Raw genomic sequence first — 19,060 nt, 5'->3', positions numbered from 1 at the left:
TGTGAGGCGCACATAGCCGGATGGAACTGTCTTTTGCGAAAATAAGTTTTAGACAGACTAAATAAAATAAATAACGGCAGACTAGGATGTGAGAATAAAATCCTAGTCTGCCGTTTTTTTATATATAATTTTATCTAAGTTAAAGTTACAGTTTAGGCACAGCGCATTCAGGAAACAAGAACGAAAACTAATAAAAGGAGAGAACATATAATGAAACTTTCAGGAAATACAATACTAATTACCGGTGGAAGTACTGGAATAGGATTAGCCTTTGCAGAACGATTTTTAAAAGCTGGAAATAAAGTCATTGTTTCTGGACGGCGTGAACATGTACTTCAAAAAGCGAAAGAGAAATTGCCTAGCCTTATTACTCATGTAAGTGATTTGAATATGGAATCCGAGCGTATAGCTTTATCGGATTGGGTAACAGCCAACTATCCAGAAGTAAATGTGTTAGTTAACAACGCCGGTATCCAGCAACGCTTTAACGTTCTAAAAACGGATGTAAAAAGCAATTGGGATTATTTCAGTAAAGAAATCACCACTAACATTGAAGCACCTTTCCATCTATCCATGTTGTTCGCTCCCTATTTTGCAACAAAAGAAGAGGCGACTATCATTAACGTCACTTCTGGGTTAGCTTTTACGCCGTTTGTGATTGCTCCGATTTATTCAGCAACGAAAGCGGCACTTCATTCCTTTACAATCAGCCTAAGACACCAGCTTTCTGATACGTCTGTAGAGGTAATTGAGGTTGTCCCGCCAGCAGTAAATACAAATTTAGGTGGAGCAGGGTTGCATACGCATGGAGAGCCGTTAGATGCCTTCGCAGATGGAATTTTCAAAGGATTAGAAGAGGGGAAAATAGAGATCGGATTTGGTACCTCTGTGCCTCGCTTACGCATGTCACGAGACGAAGTAGACGAACACGTAGAAAATATGTATAAGGCAACGAAAAATTCAATAAAATAGCTCGCTTATGGGGCTGTCCTTTTGCGGGATTGCCCTTTTTTCAATTCGCTTTTTATTGATTTACCTAGTAGATTGACTAGCACGTTATCATCGTCATTTCCAAATCTCATTTCTCACGATTCGCCCTTGTCAAAATAATCATCTGGCAAATGCAGTTCTTGCAAACAACTGATAAATTTTTCTTTGAAATTCGGATTTCTTTTATATTCAGGCCATACCGCCTGATAGTAAGGCAGCAACTTCTCATGTGGAATAACGCCCCAATATAAAATTGAGTTTTTCAGAACATGCGGGTCGTCGCCCACCAACATCTGTTCAATGATCTGCCAGCTTCCCAGCTTGTTTTCGCAACTGCGTGCGGCATAGATGGCAGTGGTTTGTATTTTCGGATCGGCGTCACACAAGAAAGGCGCAAAGTTCTGGAGCGTAATCGCACCGTAATCCTCCAGGATATATCCTGCATAACGCAACGTTTCCGGGTCGTGAATCCTATCAAGACTGTGCAAAATCGCTGGAATAAATTCCTTTAAATTTACTGTTTTACTGGAAGCGTGCAGAATCATTAAAGCTTGCAGAAAATCCTCATGTTCATCTGATTGCAATAGCTCCAGAAGATATTTTCTTCCCGTGTCAAAAGAAGTTTTGCAGATTAGCCGAACAGCTGTGGCTCGATTTTTTGGGCTTTGCTCCGCAATTTTTTTCATAAAAACAAGGGTTGGCTGAGAAACTACTTTAAATTTGAACATTCCATCAAGCGCTTTGGCTTGGATTTCTTCGTTTGGAGCGCTCTGATAAATCTGGATCAGCGCATTCTCATCACCCGGCATTCGACTGCCAAACCACCCAATATCATAATCCAGAATAATTTCATCCAGCCAGCGTTCGTACCAGTCCAGAAAGCTGTCTTCATAGACAAAGAAAAAGGGATGATCGGGATGAAAATCGGAGGTGTACACAATTCTCCCCCTGTATTTCCCTTCAAGTACGATATACATGTCGTATTCGCAGCCTTGGGTGCCTATGCACAACATGCCGCCCAGCACCTTATTACGGGCGTCATCGTATTCCTCGTCGGGGATGTCCTCATCCTTGGTCAGGGGCTCAATCAGATGGTTCCATTCCTCTTTGGTCATCTCGGGGTGCAGAACGGATTTTGCAAGGAGTGCCTGGTGCTCGGTATAGGAAGTTGCCTTTTCAATCGGATAAATTCCATAATAGGGTCCGGCGCCTCCGTTGCCGACGTTCGTTAAAAACAGCGCGTAAGGCTCAGGAAGTGTGACCTGATTGTGGGCTTGCCAGTCCGCCAGCGCTTTTGCTGTAAGCTTCTCATTAACCTTATATTGATGTGAGGATGCTCCAAACACCAAGAAATCCTTGTCTTTGCTCATAGCCTGATTCAGTTTGTTTTGTATTCGATCCAGTTGTGTTTCTTTCTTCCTAAACCACATATTTTGTACCCTCCTGTTGACTATATGATATGTACCTTTAAGTAAGTTTTATATAATCCAGTGGATACTGTTTAATTAAAGTATGAAAAGTGATCGCGCATAAAATGAGTTAACGCATCCTTCAAATTTTGATGCCGTTTCAGATATTGGAACAAGATGGCCGAGGTGAGTACGATTTCAGAATCCTCGATACTAATAATCCAAGATGGTAGTTCCTCAGGATTATAACTAAATTCGCTAACGATGCCGTATGCTATACCTAGTTTATCCATTCTCTTGTGTAAAATTTGACGGATCTCGCCAGCCAGTTGATGAACATTAATATCATTCTGTTCCAGGGCCTTCTCCCTCCTCGTTCGTCAATCAATAGATAGTTTAAAATCAACAATAGCCTGTTCAGCCGTGACCTCATATCCTAATCCTTTGTAAAGTTGTACAGCAGCCTGGTTCTCCTCCAGTACTCCCAGATAGACATCTGATGATAGTGTTCTGCCCAGTTTTGTAAGTTGGCTCGTCAAGTGCTTTGCTAGTCCTTTCCCCCTGTGAGCAGGGCTTGTATATATGTTTCCGAGCTCCACGAGCTTAGAATCATAAAAGTGGAAGCCGCCTGCGGCAATAAAATGACCATTTTCCTTTATCCCAAGGAAAGGATATTGTTCAAGTTCGCTGCTCGTAAAAAATTTCATGCCCCCATTTCGCAATAAATCCACTATATCTGAAATGTCATTCCCCTTAACTAGCTCAGCCACGTTTGAATCGAGCAGTTTCGATTGATCCATATGCTTCATCGTTAAGAAACGTTGTGGGTTACCCGTTACAAGTCCATGAGACTGAAAAAGTTGTAGGTCACGATCACACAGGATTGTACCACAAACGGTATTTTTCTTAAGTTGAATGAGTTCCTCTGTAAAAGCAATAAGAGCTAGGAAGTTAAGCTGCTCTCGGTTGATGCAGTGGAAAGAAAACGCAGGGAAGGAGAGCCCGCAAAAGTATGCTAAGACCCCTGTCAGCTTGTCATCTACATATTGACCAACAAATTTAGCCTGCTCTTTACGTTGAGTTAAATAGCTATAGAATAACAAGTGTTGATCCCTATGAATCAGGTCCGCTAATTGATAAATAATTTCGTAGGTAAGCAGTCGATGAGAAATCATGTATTAGTCCCTTTCATTTCCATGTGGGTAATCTTCTTATTGGCATGATACCACAAATTGAAACTATCCTTCCCGCTTACCCCATATAGCCTTAATAATCTTGGGTTATACATTTCAAAGAATATATGAAGATTGCTTGCCACCGGAGTATAAAAATCCATAATTTAAGGATGATTTTCTCCGAAATTCATTGTATGGTTCCTGCCTCGCCTCTAATTTATGATGAAATTAAAGAGAGGTGAGGTGCCAAAAAATGAATACCAAATATTGAAAACGTATACAAATGAAGAAAAAATGCTTACAAGTGCAAGCTGGTCCTTAATCACCTGTCATCGATTACTTCAAAGCGTACTTCATATGTACACAATAATGAAAGCGTTTTCTGTAATGCATATTGCAGGTCAATTGAGGCGGTATCATCTACTAATTCAAGGAGTGAGTCATATGCCAGATCCATGGAAAAAAAGGTTTTTCAGTATTCTCAGTTTTGTTCTCTTATCCTTTTTGTTGGTATCTCTTGATTTAATTCCAAGCTTAGCTAAAGCAGAATCAGCTCACTTGGTCACCGATGTTGAAGGGCGAACGTTGATGAATGCAAGTCAAGATTCATCCACTAATGACAATTCCTCTTCTATCGTCGTCAGCTCCAAAGATGCAATTCTTCAAGGTTACGGTGTAGAAAAACGGGATACACCCTATACCGGCGATACGCTTTATAAAGGCGATGGCTATGTATCCTTCTTTTATGACTACGACCCAAATTCCGGCAAGTCCGACGGGACGGCCACGTTTAAAGTGAACGTGCCTACAGCAGGTCTTTATAGACTGAGCCTCGGCTACTACATTCCGGCGGGCACTGGTTCCAAGGATACCAGCATCGAGGTCAATGGCACAATGTCTGAGAACATAACGCTGGCTGCTCCTCCGAAAGGTGCGGCAGTGAACGAGAAAATATTAACCAAGATCATGCTGAATGCCGGCACAAACGAGCTTACTTTTGCAAGAGGCTGGGGATATTACGGGATCGAATACGTGAAGGTTGAATTCGCCAATCTACCTGCTGCAATTAGCAAAATTGAAGCCGAAGACGGAGTCATTACTGGTGAGGTCAAGATCGAAGCTGCTGATACAGGCTATTCAGGTAGCGGTTACGCAGCCTTCAAAAGCACAGGATCGTTAACCTTTGCCTATAATGCACCTTCAAGCGGGCTTTACAATCTTGCAATCGGTTACAGTAACCCCAATGGAGACAAAAAGACCCAATTGGTGGTCAACGGCCAGACCAGCGAAATATCACTGCCGACAACAGCAAGCTACACAGAGGTATCCGGCGGTAAACTGATGCTGAATTCGGGAAACAATATCTTACAGTTCAATGTCGACTCGGACCAATATCATATCGACTACGTCAAGCTATCAGCAGTGTCCCCCCCGAAACTGCATCAAATTGAGAAAAAGCCAGTAAACCCGAATGCGACTGCGGAAACCAAGGCACTCATGGGTTATCTCGTGGATAGTTACGGCAGCCTCATTCTTTCCGGTCAGCACACTTTGGAGGATGCACAGTGGATTAAAGACCAAACTGGAAAGTATCCTGCCATGTTATCAATGGACATGATGGATTATTCCCCCTCTCGCATCGAGCATGGCGCCACCTCAACTGAGGTGGAAAAGGCAATTCAATGGGCCCAAGAAGGTGGACTTGTCACATTCGCATGGCACTGGAATGCTCCTAAGGGATTGTATGATATTCCCGGTAAAGAATGGTGGCGCGGGTTTTACACGGACGCTACTACATTCGACGTTCAATATGCACTTAGTCATCCCGAGTCGGAAGAGTATCAGCTTATCCTAAGGGATATCGATGCCATTGCTGCTCAGTTAAAACGCCTCCAAGACGCTCACGTTCCGGTGCTGTGGAGACCGCTGCACGAGGCAGAGGGCAAATGGTTCTGGTGGGGCGCCCAAGGTCCAGACTCCGCCAAGCAGCTGTACCGTATCATGTACGACCGCCTAACACACTACCATCACCTGAACAACCTGATCTGGGTATGGAACTCCGAGAGTCCCGACTGGTATCCAGGGGACGATGTCGTCGATATTGTAAGTGTTGATATCTACAACCAGGCGGCTAATTATAGCCCAAGTATTGGCAAGTACGACAGTTTGGTAAATCTCGTGCAGGGTAAGAAGCTGGTTGGTCTGTCTGAAAACGGCCCGATTAGCGATCCCGAATTGCTTCAAACCTATTCAGCGCATTGGCTCTTTTTCACGACGTGGACGGGCGACTTCATCCGCAATGGACAATATAACTCCCTGGATCATCTCATAAAAGTGTTCAACAGCGATTACGTGATTACGAGGGATGAGCTTCCTCAAGACCTGCTTACTTTATCCAAAAATAAAGCGGAGTAAGGCGCTTTTATGAGAATTACCGTATCCGTAACTATACCGTCCCGTCAGCGTCATGAAGTAACGAAGTAGTCTACTTTAAACAAACAGCGGCCACCTCTAAAAATAACCGGGGTAGCCGCTGTTTGTTTGTGCCTTGAGCAAAAGTCGTCTATGGCAAACCATTATGAAAAAAGGACCGTCTCCTTTCCGGCAGGAAAGTGGAAACGGTCCCGTTCTTTTATGTGAATCAAGTTAGTTAGTGGACCACAGCTTAATTCGGTCTTGGATATGCTTGGTAAAAGATTCTTCCATTTCTTGTACTCCGGCTTTCTCCAGTTCTGCCATATAGGCATCCCAAACCTTGTCGAAGTTTTCCGGCTTGGTCATGACAGCTTCGGGAATTCGTTTCCATGTAATATCCTTCATCTTGGCTCCGAGAATAACAGCCGGATCGTCATTGGGAAGAGACATCGTGTAAGCTGCTCCGTATGCTCTCGGTTGGAATTCATCTTCCTTCGGGAATAAATCCTTCCAGTGCTCAATCTTATAGCCCTTCAGAACTTCCTTCTCCGACTTGTTATAAGTCGCCGTCAGCAGTTCCGGATAACTACGAGTAAAATAGTTGCCAGTTGAGTCCTTGATGCCATCACCATAATGGACCATCAAGTTCCAATATAGACCGATTCCGGACTCTTTTTGGAAAGCCGCATTGTCATTGTTCATCCGTTCAAGTACAGCCGGAATAATCGTCCGTTTGCCGTCTTTAACCGTGTAATGCTTGCCTTCAATTCCCCAGTTATTCAGGACTTGACCCTCTTCCGATGCCAGAAAATCGAGGAACTTAATAGCGCGTACCGGGTCCTTGCACTTGCTTGAGATCGAAATTCCGTATCCCCCATCAAAACCAGGCAGCCAGAAGTTGGTATCCTTGTACTCCTTGCTCATGGTGACTGGGTAATGACCGTAAGTCTGGTCGAATTTGCCTTCCGCCTTCAGTGCATTTTGTCCATCGCCATAGTCCCATTCTGGATCGGCTAGACCCAGTACGCGGCCAGAAGCCACTTTTGCCTTAAACTGATCGGTCTTCTGCACGAAGCTTTCCGAATCAAGCAATCCAATGGCATTCATGTGATTTAACCAACGGAAATATTCCTTTTCTTCCGGTCGGCGGAAATGATAAGTCGCTTGGTGTGTTTTTTGATCAATGTAGTACTCGCCGTCGTCTGGTCCCCCAGTAGTTTGGAAACCTGAGTTGGTTACCTGGTACATATGCCAATCGTCGGCATTTAGGGACAGTCCGATATTTTTGTTGCCATTTTCGTCCGTCGGATGCTTGGTTATATAGTCCTTAATGACTTTTTCGAAATCCTGTACTGTACGAATGTCCGGGAATCCCGCTTCCTTGACGACACGGTGTTGGAGTTTAAATCCTACGTCGGGTTTGATTTTTTCTTCTTCGACAGCGGACCAGGTCGGAATAACATAGATGGATTGGTCATCTAAACTGTACTTCGCCCGAACAAGCTTGTCTCCTAGCATTTTTTTGATGTTTGGTGCATGCTTGTCGATCAAATCCGTCAAATCAATGATTGCGCCAGCATCGACAAGTTTGCCGACATCCGCCTTAGCAGCGATTAAATCAGGATAGTTTCCTGTGGCTGCAATCAATGAAATCTTTTGGACCGGGTCGCCGACAGCGAATTCAGCATCTAGAGTTACTCCGGTTTTTTCCGCGATGACCTTGCCGACTTCATCCTTCATATTATTCCAATTCGTGCTGGAGTCTTCCGAAAAATAAGTAAGCGTGATGTCACCTGTAGTTACGGCCTTGGTAGCCTCAGACGGATTATTACCGCTGCACCCTGCTAGGGTAGCCACTAAAGTCAGTGACATTACGAAAGATACGATCATTCTGTTTTTTCTTGACTTCATGGAGCGAAACCTCCCTGTATAATGAATGTTTGCTGCTTCGTTTTAGCTTTTTACCGCTCCAAGCGTCATACCTTTAACAAAATATTTTTGTAAAAAAGGATAGACGATAAGAATCGGCACGGTAACAATGATGGTAATTGCCATTTTAACCGATTCCGGGGATACCTGTGCCATACGCTCCGCCATATTGGCAGCGTCCTGGGAATTGGTTGCGCTTGTTGTCGTACTTTGCAAAATTTTCATCAATTCATATTGCAGGGTCGTCAACGATTCATTGGACCCATTAAACAGATAAGTATCGAACCAAGAGTTCCATTGCCCAACCGCCAAGAAGAGCGCTACGGTCGCTAATGCCGGTTTGCAAAGAGGAAGTATAACGCGCCAGTAGATTGTGAAATCGTTGGCACCATCCAGCTTGGCTGATTCCTGTAACGCATAAGGCAGACCGTCAATGAAGGAACGAATAATGAAGACGTTAAACGCACTTACAAGACCTGGTAAAATATAGACGGCAAATGTATCAATTAAATGCAGTTCCTTCATCAGGATAAAACCTGGAATTAATCCCCCGGAAACATACATAGTGACGGCAAGAAAGATGGAGATGAACCTTCTAGCTTGAAAATCACTTCGGGCAAGTGTATAGGCAAGCATCGAGCCGCTGACCAAACCCGCTACGGTGCCAATGATGGTCCGCAGAAAGGAGATCTTGAATCCAGTAATTAACCCCTCATAGGTGAAAATCAAATCGTAATTCTTCAACGTAAATTGCCTTGGCCAGATGGTGATTCCCCCTCTAATTGTGTCTACCGAATCGTTAAAAGAGATAGCCAGCACATTTAAGAACGGGTAGATCGTCAGAACGGTGACCACAATCATGAAAAGATAAACAACTACCCCCAGGATTCGGTCTTGTGGTGATTTCGCCTGAAGCTTGTTGTTTAATCCGCCGACCGGCGTAGTGCTTTTGACAGCCTCCATGTCCATTCTCCTCCTTACATAATGCTCTCGTTGGTATAGCGCTTAAAGATTCCGTTAGCCGCAAACAATAGGACTAGGCTGATCACCGAATTGAAAATATTAATGGCCGTTCCGAAAGAGTAACGTCCCATCGCCAGACCATAATTAAGCGCATACAAATCAAGTACTTCAGAGTAATCGATGACCAGGTGATTGCCCAGCAGAAATTGTTTCTCGAATCCCGTACCGAGCAGATGGCCAATAGACATAATCAGGAGAATGATAATGGTCGGCCGGATCCCCGGCAGCGTAATGTGCCACATTTGCTGGAATCGGCTAGCGCCGTCCACCCGCGCAGCCTCGTATAATTCAGGACCAATACCGGCGATAGCAGCCAGATAAATAATGGCGTTCCAACCGGTTTCCTTCCAGATGTCTCCGAAAGTTACAACCCACCAAAATAATTTACCTTGGGCCATAAACTGGACTGGCTGGTCGATGATGCCTAGACCCATGAGCATATCGTTTACGACACCGCCATCCGCTGAAAGCATTTTGGTGACGATGCCTGCAGCAACCACCCATGAAACAAAGTGTGGCAGATAAGATACGGTCTGAACAAATCGCTTTATCACTTGTATGCGAACCTCGTTGAGCAATAGAGCAAAGACAACCGGTACAATAAAACCAGCGACCAGTCCCATAAGACTCATAGCCAACGTGTTCCGCAGTACTTGGTAGAAATGATCATCTTGGAACAAAGTACGAAAATGCTCCAAGCCCACCCACTTCTGTTCAAAAAAACTCAAACCGGGTCTGTATTTCTGAAATGCCATTGTCCAGCCCCATAGCGGCAAATACTGAAAGACGAAGACCCAAATAACGAACGGAATAGACATGTAGTAAAGATACCTTTGGCTTTTAAATACCTTCCAAGCATTCCTCTTCGGTTTTTTGTATACGTTTTCCGAATTTGCTGTTACCGCTTTCATTTTCTCATCCCCTCTCTTAAAATCCATCATAAAACAGAGGAGAGTCAGAGCCCAGATAACGGATTTCGGGAAAAATCATCCACAAATTATGGATTTCTATATTCCGACGGTGAACAGCCTTCGTACCTTTTGAATTTGCTGTAAAAGTAGTTGACGCTTGTGTAGCCCACGCTTTCAGCGACTTCGTAAACTTTCATTCCCTGATCCAGTAGCTCCTTTGCCTTGTGGATACGGACTCTGTCCAGATAGGTGTTAAAGTACTCCCCTGTCTTGTTCTTAAAGAGCTGGCCCAAATAGGCGGTACTGTAGTTTAGTAGTCCGGCTAACGCTTCCAGCCTCAGGTTGTCTGCATAATGCTTGTGAATAAAGTCGATCATTTTTTTGAATTCCTGCTCCTTTCCACGAGGTTCGGAGTCTTTCGCCAAAGCTAGCAGGAAACGGTAGGTCTCTTCCAAAAGGTCATCTAGGTGATCATGCTGGTATATCCCATTCAAAAAACGGGAAACTTCCTCCGTCTCTTTCAACTCGATACAGAACCCCGCGGTCAGCTTGTGAATGATCGCATTGGATAGAAAGAAGAACGACTCTTTGATCGACTTTTCATCTTGCCCCTGTTGGAGAAAAAATGCTGCCACCTCGTTCAACAATGGTAGTATGACATTCTGGTTTCCTACTTCCAGACTGTAATACAGGCGGAAGATGAATTCCTCCATCGTTTCTTCAGCTTTATCGACAGACAATCCGGGGGAAGCCAGCGAAGGAGAAAAGAAAGGATACGGATCTAGCAGTCGGTTCTTCTCGCTGAAAAAGGATCGTTTTACCGCTTCCTGGGCCTTTAAAAAAGATTTGCAAATATCTTCGGGAGCAGTTACTCCCCCTCCGGTTGCAGCGGCGAACCGGACCTTATCCGCAGCGTTACGAATCTCGTTGTACAGAGTTTCGCGTCGTTGTCTTCCACGCAGCGGCTCGTTGAGCAAAAGGACCGTATACGGCGGGATTACTGTGACAAGTCCCATCATCTGCCCCTCGATCGTTGCCTTCAATCCATTCGAAAGCTGGTATGCGATATCGGAACGGTCCACTTCGGAAACGCGCGGATACACGACCACAACTTCGTAGTGGGTCCACAACAAGTCTGCTTCTACTGCCTTACTTCTCAACTTGGTGGGATCTTCCGTCTTCTCTTGAGAGACGAGCAGGCTGTGCAGGTATAAATCCCGATTTATAACCTCCTTCTTACGCCACTCCCGTTGAAGGCGCTCCTCTTCGATCCGCTCGCGTACCTGCTTTAAACTGGCCGACATTTCAACAATGTCCACCGGTTTAAGGAGATAGCCGCACACCCCGTATTTGATCGCTTGCTTGGCATACTCGAAGTCGGCATATCCACTGAGGATCATAAAATGTAAATGATGACCGTCAGATCTCAAGTGCTCAATCAACTGTAAGCCATCCATAACCGGCATGCGGATATCGACGATTACGACATCGGGGGACTTTTCCTGGATGACTTCCAATGCTTCTTTTCCATTGGCTGCCGTAGCTGTAACGGTAAACCCAAGACTCTCCCATGGAATCAGCGTTTGAAGGCCTTGACGAAGCTTCGGCTCATCGTCAACGATAACTACCTTAATCATTTGGATTCACCCCCAGGTATGAAAAACTGAATACAAGTGCCTTTCCCCGGCTCGCTCTCAATGCTTAAGGCACTAGAGGTCCCATACAATAAGACAAGACGATCGTTTACATTTCGCAATCCAATTCGCTGGACCTCCTGCTCATGTACGGATGCAGCAAGCTCTTCTCGTACAAGGGCGAGACGATCACCTGTGAAACCGGCGCCGTTGTCACATACCATAACTCGGACCCCCTCCGGAATTTCCTTTACTTTCACTTCAATGACAGCTCCTTCTGCTTGATTATCCAGACCATGTACAATAGAATTTTCCACCAATGGTTGGATAATCAGAGGTGGAACCAACATTTCCTCCAAATCCGGATCAACCGTTAAGCGATACTCCAAACGCTCTTCATACCGGAACTTTTGAAGATCAAGATAACAGCACACCCGCTCAAGCTCCTTACGCAGCGGAATCTTGTCGTTACCGGCCTCCAGACTGCTGCGTAACAACGCGCTCAACTGCCATACTGCTTTGGCGATATCGTCCTGTTTGCGAATGTGGGCTTCCATTCTGATGGACTCCAAAGAATTGAAGAGAAAATGCGGATTAATCTGGCTTGCCAGCATTTTGAACTTGATCTCGTTTTGTCTTTGCTCCACCAGACTTTTCTGACGATTCGTTTCTTGAACCTCCTGGACCAGATGGTTTACGTTACTGACGAGCGCGTTAAATTCCTTCGATAGTAGACCAACTTCATCTTTTCCGTCGATATGGAGATAGGTTTCCCATGAGCCCGCCCCTACCTGGGTCATATGCTTGCTCAAGCGAAGAAGCCTTCTGGATAGTAGCGAAGCAGAAGCATAGATAAGTAAGGCTGCAAATATCAGGCTGGCCGTGATCACGACTCCGCCGAGCCATATCACTTGATTAGCATCTCGGGTAATCTCGGAAACGGAAAAAACGGAGATAATGCGAAGTCCATTCCAGCTGTTCTGTGGAGTTAGATTTGCGATCACCACTTTTGACGCTTTTCCATTAATGAGTGTGTTGTAACTTCCTTCCTGTTGGTAAAGTATATTCTCGTCGACATGAATTTCAGATAGATTCTTCCCGAACAACTCTGCTTCATTGGACGCGACGATCTGATTCCGGTTATCCACGATCAAGGTAGGGAACGATTCCTGATTCAGGATTGAATTTAATTGGCGCTTACTAACATTGATGACCAATACTCCTTTTTGCCCTAGTGAATTCACTGCGAATGAACGAATCAGGCTGAGATAATCGGCATCGTCCCTCTCATCCTTGATTAAGTTCCAGCCAGCCAATCCTTTCTGCTCTATAGCCTCCTTGTACCAATCTGCGGTTGTGATTCTTTCGTCCGGCTGAATAAATTCCCAGTTGTTCAATGCTCCAGGATTAGAAACATAGACTCGGATGCCGGATATCTCTTTGTACAATTGGAGGTAGTCACGAATACCTGTATACTCCCGGTAAGCCTGAATGACTTCAATGTAGCTGTCATACTTCTGGCTAGCCACCATTTTCATCCGGTTATCATTGGTTAGCCGATACGAGATGTCCAGTGGTACTTTAATCAGTTCTTCTGTACGATTTCGGACCCGCTCGACATTGTTGGATACTTGCATAAAAGCGTCCCTAATGACGGCCTCTCGGAGCTTTCCCGTCAGAAACAGGCCACATAACAGCAAGGGAAGAACAGCTACCGAAATGAATGTAAGCGTCATCTTCTTCCTTAGTTTCATATCATTCATCATTCGTATAAAAAACATGGCTTGCCCTCCCCGATCAGTACGCTGATACGCGCAAAATACCCCTTTTCATACAAAAAGGGGCATGCATAACTCAATCAATTGTTTTCTATCTTTCGCCAATTGTACTGTTGTACTGATCCTTTAAGCCCTAAGCCTTGCTGGACTTTATGGCCCGAAGCCTGAACCATCCACTTTCATAGTCTTTCTGTCTATAGACAAGAGGGAGGCCCAACTTCATAAGCCTATCCCCCCCATGGATAGACTTTTGCCCGCTATTTCCTGACTGAACTTCATATTCGAGCTCTGGATTTAGTCCATCAAGGCGCAGAGCTCGCCAAGGCGCGTTCGGGACAGCCATCACTTGGAAATAGTAGACGACGGCATCCTCTTGGTCTTCGGAAACAAACATCCAAGCCGACTCGTTATGTTCAAACGGACTCTTTAAGCGATACAAGTCACCCTTCTGTACTAAGCCACGAATCTGCTTGTATGCTGTGACTTGACGTTTAACCGTCTCTTTTTCCTCATCAGTAAATTTCGTGAGATCAAGCTCATATCCAAAATTTCCAGACATGGCGACATCACCTCGAAAATCAAGGGGCGTTATGCGTCCAACTTGATGGTTCGGAACGGCCGACACATGGGCTCCGATGGCGCTTACGGGATAGACAAGGCTAGTTCCATATTGAATCTTCAGGCGTTCCACCGCATCGGTATTATCACTAGTCCAGACTTGAGGCATGTAGTAAAGCATGCCTGGATCAAAACGTCCTCCACCACTTGAGCAACTCTCAAAAAGAATATGCGGAAATTCGGTGGTGACGCGCTCTAACAGCTCATACAATCCAAGAACATAGCGATGGGCAGTCTCGGATTGGCGTTCCGGCGGCAGATCAGCGGAACCAATTTCCGTCAGGCAGCGATTCATATCCCATTTCACGTAAGAGACTGGGGCACTGGAGAAAATGGCCGCCAGCGAATCGTAGATGTAATCGCGTACTTCCTTGCGAGTATAGTCCAGCACCAGCTGCCATCTGGCTTCGCTACGTCGCCGCCCTGGAACATGAAGGCACCAGTCTGGATGCTTCCGGTACAGCTCACTATCTGGGGAGATCATCTCCGGCTCGAACCAGAGTCCGAATTTAAGACCCAGCTGATTGATACGTTTGGCAACATCGGCCAGTCCGTCTGGCAGCTTCCGACGATCCTCGTACCAATCACCGAGAGACGAATTGTCAGAATCCCGTTTGCCGAACCAACCGTCATCCAAGACAAAGAGTTCGATGCCTAGCTCAGCTCCCTCTTTGGCTATCGATACCAACTTATCCGCATCGAAGTCAAAATAGGTAGCCTCCCAGTTATTGACCAGAATAGGGCGTTCTTCATCCCTATATGTCCCTCGGCAAAGCCGAGTCCGATACAAGCGATGATATGTACGCGACATTTCTCCCAGTCCTTGACCGGAATAAACCATAACGGCTTCTGGCGTTTGGAAGCTCTCCCCTGGATTCAGTAACCATGAAAAGTCAAACGAGTTTACGCCAATGCTAAACCGTGTAGAGCCAAATGAATCTAATTCTGCTCCCGCCTCAAAGCCTCCGCTGTACACAAGGCTAAAGCCGAATGCCTCACCCTGGCTTTCCGTGGTCTCCTGCGTGACTAATGCAGTAAAAGGATTGAGTTGATGGCTGCTCATGCCCCTTTTACTATCAATTCGGGTTTCACCTTGAAGAATCGGTTTGCGGGTAATATTCCCTTCCCGTGCCCATGCTCCCGAAAGATACATGAACTCTAAATCGCTTTTCCCCGCGAAATCGACACTGGCACTTAGCGCGCGGAGGAGTCGAAGATTTTGTTCCCCCGCATTACTTAGACGAGCCGAACGAGCGATTACGTTTCGATCCGCGAAGACGGTGTAAAGAAGAACCACTTTAAGACCTGAAAAGGCATCTTTTAATTCCAGTTCCAACGTATCCGCTTCGGCTTCATTCTCGGTATAAACGGCCGGAAGCCCGGGTAAAGATGGCTTTCCCTTAATGATCCGGTAACCATCGTACTTTAACTCCGTGATGCGTGTTCCATCCTCAAGCTCTACTTGATACGCCGGTGTACGGAAGTCTCCACTCCCATACTGCGGGTATTCTTGCGGCAGCCGATCTAATCCAGCCGTCGCGGGAGTGTGAAGCAATAGATCAGCCATGGGCTCACGGTGCTTCAACCTGTCTCCCCAGTATACATGCACAGGAAATCCATCGACAATCTGAATAATATAACTCATGCCCGACGACTGCAAATGAAACAGCCCCGGTTGCTCTTGAACAATGATACCCATTGGGAAAATAACCCCTCTCTTAGATAATAATCATCGGAGATCCACACCTAAAATGGCACTTAGAACAACCCTTTTGTAACAGCCATCAACTAAGTCCATATGGTGTAAAGCTTGATAAGATTCAATGATATAGCAATAGGTTCTATAGAAATCATATATTAATTTTAGATATGAAGTACATGGCATGGTACTCACTATTTATGTTATAATGCTTGATAATTTACATAAGGAGATATACCGTGATTGAGTATTTGCCACGTAGTAAACATCACTCTGAATTGTATCTAACTCAGTTTGGCATAGAGGAATGCATACCCGGTCACTTTTTTGGACCTGCTATAAGAGATCACTATCTGCTCCATTATATTTTGGACGGGGAGGGTACCTTCGAGGTCGGTGGGTTCAGTTATCGCTTACGGAAAGGACAATGGTTCCTAATCTGCCCGCAAGTCATCACTTATTATCAAGCCGATGTAGTGAATCCTTGGTCTTATTGCTGGTTTGGTTTTAACGGGTCACTGGCAGAAACACTCCTCAAGCAGGCAGGCCTGACGATGATGTCCCCAATCCTCTACTTTGAAGGAGAGCATTTGATTTATCAGTATTTGCAGCAAATGAACGAATCAAGTGGGTATCATAAAGCTCGGGAAACCAGATTGGCCGGGCTGCTTTACTCAATGTTATCGGAGCTAATTGAGTTCAGTCCGGCAACGTTCTCTGGACAAAAGGAAGGTCGGGCGGAAATTTACGTTGAAAAAGTGAAGGATTTTATCGAAATGAATTATGCTCAGAAAATTACCATTGAGCATATTGCAAATTTTATCGGACTCAATCGGAGTTATTTATGTTCGTTATTTAAACAACGAGTAAGCACAAGCATTCAGGACTATCTGATTCGCTACAGGATCAACAAAGCTTGTGAAATGATGGGTAACGCTGAACTTTCGATAGGCGATATTTCCCGTTCAGTCGGCTATAATGACCCTTTACTCTTCTCAAAAATTTTTAAAAAGGTAAAGGGATTCTCTCCCAAACATTATCGAGCCGAAACCCATGCTCAAATGCAAAACGACTACTGAAATTACCAGTAGAAGCCTCTAACGAATAAAAGAGGTCAACCAGAAAACTGGCTGACCTCTTTTATGTTTATTTTGCAGTTTGTCCTTCCAAATAAGAAACAGGTTCTTTAACCTCTACTTTGGTACCGCCAAATTCATCCTTAATGTACTTTTGAGTATCCTCGTTATGATAGAGATCCGCTAATTTTTGTAGTCCCTTATCGTTTGCCTTATCCGATGAAGTTACCAGAACGTTAATATTGTTCTTTGTTGCCTGACTGATCTCTTCGTGGAACAAGGAATCCTTCAGTACATTCAGACCGCCTTCTAAAGCAATCGTGTTCCCGATCAACACCAAGCCTACATCTTGAATCACGCGTGGACCAGTTTTGTCGTCGATGAGTTCAAATTTCAAGTTTTTTGGGTTACTCGTAATATCATTGACTGTACCTAAAGCATCATTAAAGTCAGCTTTAAGTTTAATCAAACCGGATGCTTCCAACAGCTTCAAACCTCTTGCTGTATTCGCCGGATTGTCCGCCAGAGCCACCAGCGCTCCGTCGGTCACTTCATCAATACTTTTGAACTTTTGCGAATAAATCCCCATCGGCTCCAGATAAGTAGTGGCTATCGCCTTCAAATCGGCTTTGCTCTCTTTGTTATAGCTCACTAGATATGCCCACGATTGGAATGCATTTACGTCCACATCGCCTTGTTTAGTCGCATTGTTCGTTTCGATTCCACCGTTAATTTCCTTTACTTCAATATCCAGCTTGGCATCCTTGGCGGCCTGGGATTGAGCAATATGCTTCCAAATCTGCGCGTCAGACCCCATGGAGCCAATGACTACCTTTTGCGTTTCCGCACCGGAAGCGGAGCTGGAGCCATTACTGTCTGTACTTTTATTACCGCACCCTGCGGCTACGAGTAATAAACTAATCCCTAATAGTAAAACGAACGATTTCTTCATGTTGTTTTCCCCCAGATCATGCTAGTATGCTAGTGCATCGTCATTCCACCTGTAACATTAATCGCTTGTCCTGTCATATATGCGGAGAGCGGACTTGCCAAAAACAGCACCACATTGGCGACATCCTCTACCTCGGCGGTTCTCCCCAATGGTACCTGCGAACAATCTTCTTCATATATCTCCTGGGCGGTCATTCCGCGAATGACGCCCCCTTCAATCCGCTCACGATGCTTCATCGGCGTTTCTACGATACCTGGACAAACCGCATTCACCAAAATTTGATGCGGAGCAAGCTCAATGGCCATCACCTTGGTCAAGCCGAGAACCGCATGTTTGGATGCACAATATCCGCCCATAGCCCGATATCCATTTTTTCCAGCCTGTGAAGCAATTTGGATAATTCGCCCCGGTTTACGCGCATCCACCATTTCCTTGGCAAACCGTTTGGACGCTACATACAGCCCGGTTGAATTGATCGAAAATACTTTCTCCCAATCAGCCAACTCACTATCAATGACATAATCCATCGTAGAAGTACCTGCGCAGTTCACCAATATGTCAGGAACTCCCGTTTCGCTGATTAGCAGATTGCACCATCTTTCGATATCATCCGGCTTGGATATGTCCAATTGAGTTTCAACCAACTGTGAATTGATCACTCTATACGGCTCTTCATATGAAATATCAGCAGAAATCACCTTAGCTCCACTTTGAATGAAAAGCTCTACAATCCCCTTGCCTATACCCGACTTACCGCCTGTCACTACTGCTGTCTGATGAGATAGGTCTATTGAAATCATAGATTTTAAAATACTCTTTTGAAAGGATCGCGACTAATGCCAGCCTCCAACACAATCTTCACATATTCCTGCGCGGAGAAAAGAGAATGGTCCTTATAGTTCCCGCATTCCAAAGCAGTAACAGCCGGGACTTCTGTCGTTTCCAGAATTCTCTTCAACGTTTTTTCCAAAGCAAGTGCAATTTCCTCAGGCTCGTGTTCATTCCATAAAATCAAGTAGAATCCCGTTCTGCAGCCCATTGGAGAAATATCAATAATTCCCTTGATTTCGTCTCTCAGATACGTCGCCAATAAATGCTCCAGCGTATGTACAGCAGCTGTTGGCAGTGCGTCTTCATTCGGTTGCAGAAATCTCAAGTCATACTTTTGTACCGTGCTTCCTTTTTCATCATGCTCTACTCCCGCTGCTCTTACATAAGGAGCCTTTACAATCGTGTGGTCTAATTGAAAGCTTTCTACTTTTGCCATTTTGCTCATCCTCATTTTCTATAATTTATATTTTTGATCTAATAACGACTACTCAACATTTGTGCTATTTTCGAAAAAATTTAATGCTTTAAATCAGCATTTTTGCAATTATACATCGGATTACTCGGTTTTACCACTATAATTATTATTTTATTTCTTATTTCTTTGTCCGTCTCTCCTTTGC

The 19,060-nt window shown here is 44.9% G+C and carries 15 protein-coding genes; 3 read left to right on the top strand and 12 right to left on the bottom strand.

Annotation, left to right across the window (positions count from 1 at the left end; all coding sequences use genetic code 11):
- Nucleotides 1–210 precede the first annotated feature (210 nt).
- Nucleotides 211–972 carry an SDR family oxidoreductase gene (locus tag MMB75_RS21395; RefSeq protein WP_017428009.1) on the top strand — a complete coding sequence of 254 codons (762 nt, stop codon included), beginning with the start codon at nucleotides 211–213 and terminating at the stop codon, nucleotides 970–972.
- A gap of 113 nt (nucleotides 973–1,085) precedes the next feature.
- Here the strand turns inward: MMB75_RS21395 and MMB75_RS21390 are convergent, their stop codons facing one another.
- The 3 genes from MMB75_RS21390 to MMB75_RS21380 form a co-directional block, all read right to left on the bottom strand.
- Nucleotides 1,086–2,420 (bottom strand): SMI1/KNR4 family protein, encoded by a 1,335-nt coding sequence (locus tag MMB75_RS21390; RefSeq protein WP_277510554.1) that lies wholly within the window; start codon nucleotides 2,418–2,420, stop codon nucleotides 1,086–1,088.
- A gap of 71 nt (nucleotides 2,421–2,491) precedes the next feature.
- Nucleotides 2,492–2,692: a hypothetical protein gene (locus tag MMB75_RS21385; protein WP_228552516.1), complete on the bottom strand. Its 201-nt coding sequence runs from the start codon at nucleotides 2,690–2,692 to the stop codon at nucleotides 2,492–2,494.
- An 87-nt stretch (nucleotides 2,693–2,779) separates the two neighbouring features.
- On the bottom strand, nucleotides 2,780–3,574 hold the full coding sequence (locus MMB75_RS21380) for a GNAT family N-acetyltransferase (RefSeq protein ID WP_277510551.1): 795 nt from the start codon (nucleotides 3,572–3,574) through the stop codon (nucleotides 2,780–2,782).
- Nucleotides 3,575–4,018: 444 nt separating this feature from the next.
- Between MMB75_RS21380 and MMB75_RS21375 the strand changes: the two genes are divergently transcribed.
- A complete protein-coding gene (locus tag MMB75_RS21375) occupies nucleotides 4,019–5,989 on the top strand; it encodes a glycosyl hydrolase (protein ID WP_277510549.1) in 1,971 nt (656 codons plus the stop codon).
- A 231-nt stretch (nucleotides 5,990–6,220) separates the two neighbouring features.
- Here the strand turns inward: MMB75_RS21375 and MMB75_RS21370 are convergent, their stop codons facing one another.
- The 6 genes from MMB75_RS21370 to MMB75_RS21345 form a co-directional block, all read right to left on the bottom strand.
- Nucleotides 6,221–7,900 (bottom strand): ABC transporter substrate-binding protein, encoded by a 1,680-nt coding sequence (locus MMB75_RS21370; protein WP_016819522.1) that lies wholly within the window; start codon nucleotides 7,898–7,900, stop codon nucleotides 6,221–6,223.
- 42 nt (nucleotides 7,901–7,942) lie between these two features.
- Nucleotides 7,943–8,881 carry a carbohydrate ABC transporter permease gene (locus tag MMB75_RS21365; protein ID WP_016819521.1) on the bottom strand — a complete coding sequence of 313 codons (939 nt, stop codon included), beginning with the start codon at nucleotides 8,879–8,881 and terminating at the stop codon, nucleotides 7,943–7,945.
- A gap of 14 nt (nucleotides 8,882–8,895) precedes the next feature.
- Entirely contained in the window at nucleotides 8,896–9,852 is a 957-nt protein-coding gene (locus MMB75_RS21360) for an ABC transporter permease (RefSeq protein ID WP_016819520.1), read from the bottom strand.
- 86 nt (nucleotides 9,853–9,938) lie between these two features.
- Nucleotides 9,939–11,489, bottom strand: coding sequence for a response regulator transcription factor (locus tag MMB75_RS21355; RefSeq protein WP_123796772.1), 1,551 nt, complete (start codon nucleotides 11,487–11,489; stop codon nucleotides 9,939–9,941).
- Entirely contained in the window at nucleotides 11,486–13,267 is a 1,782-nt protein-coding gene (locus MMB75_RS21350; protein ID WP_045245058.1) for a cache domain-containing sensor histidine kinase, read from the bottom strand. The genes MMB75_RS21355 and MMB75_RS21350 overlap by 4 nt, the downstream gene beginning before the upstream one ends.
- Nucleotides 13,268–13,397: 130 nt before the next feature.
- Nucleotides 13,398–15,581 (bottom strand): alpha-galactosidase, encoded by a 2,184-nt coding sequence (locus tag MMB75_RS21345; protein ID WP_045245059.1) that lies wholly within the window; start codon nucleotides 15,579–15,581, stop codon nucleotides 13,398–13,400.
- Nucleotides 15,582–15,820: 239 nt separating this feature from the next.
- Between MMB75_RS21345 and MMB75_RS21340 the strand changes: the two genes are divergently transcribed.
- Nucleotides 15,821–16,660, top strand: a complete 840-nt coding sequence (locus MMB75_RS21340) for an AraC family transcriptional regulator (protein WP_045245060.1) — start codon at nucleotides 15,821–15,823, stop codon at nucleotides 16,658–16,660.
- Nucleotides 16,661–16,727: 67 nt separating this feature from the next.
- On the opposite strand, the gene MMB75_RS21335 is transcribed toward MMB75_RS21340, so the two are convergent.
- Genes MMB75_RS21335 through MMB75_RS21325 form a run of 3 tightly spaced genes read right to left on the bottom strand, consistent with a single transcriptional unit; the run spans nucleotide 16,728 to nucleotide 18,876 of the window.
- Nucleotides 16,728–17,609, bottom strand: a complete 882-nt coding sequence (locus MMB75_RS21335) for a MetQ/NlpA family ABC transporter substrate-binding protein (protein WP_016819515.1) — start codon at nucleotides 17,607–17,609, stop codon at nucleotides 16,728–16,730.
- A 29-nt stretch (nucleotides 17,610–17,638) separates the two neighbouring features.
- The gene (locus tag MMB75_RS21330) at nucleotides 17,639–18,409 is read right to left on the bottom strand and encodes an SDR family NAD(P)-dependent oxidoreductase (protein WP_016819514.1); all 771 of its coding nucleotides are present in this window, start codon (nucleotides 18,407–18,409) and stop codon (nucleotides 17,639–17,641) included.
- A 5-nt stretch (nucleotides 18,410–18,414) separates the two neighbouring features.
- Nucleotides 18,415–18,876 carry an S-ribosylhomocysteine lyase gene (locus MMB75_RS21325; protein WP_013369209.1) on the bottom strand — a complete coding sequence of 154 codons (462 nt, stop codon included), beginning with the start codon at nucleotides 18,874–18,876 and terminating at the stop codon, nucleotides 18,415–18,417.
- Nucleotides 18,877–19,060 lie beyond the last annotated feature (184 nt).

Origin of the sequence: Paenibacillus sp. P2(2022), from assembly GCF_029522175.1 — a bacterium.
In the GTDB taxonomy this organism is placed as follows: domain Bacteria; phylum Bacillota; class Bacilli; order Paenibacillales; family Paenibacillaceae; genus Paenibacillus; species Paenibacillus polymyxa.
Note: the sequence above shows the minus strand (reverse complement) of the source record. Positions and strands in the feature narration are given on the sequence as shown.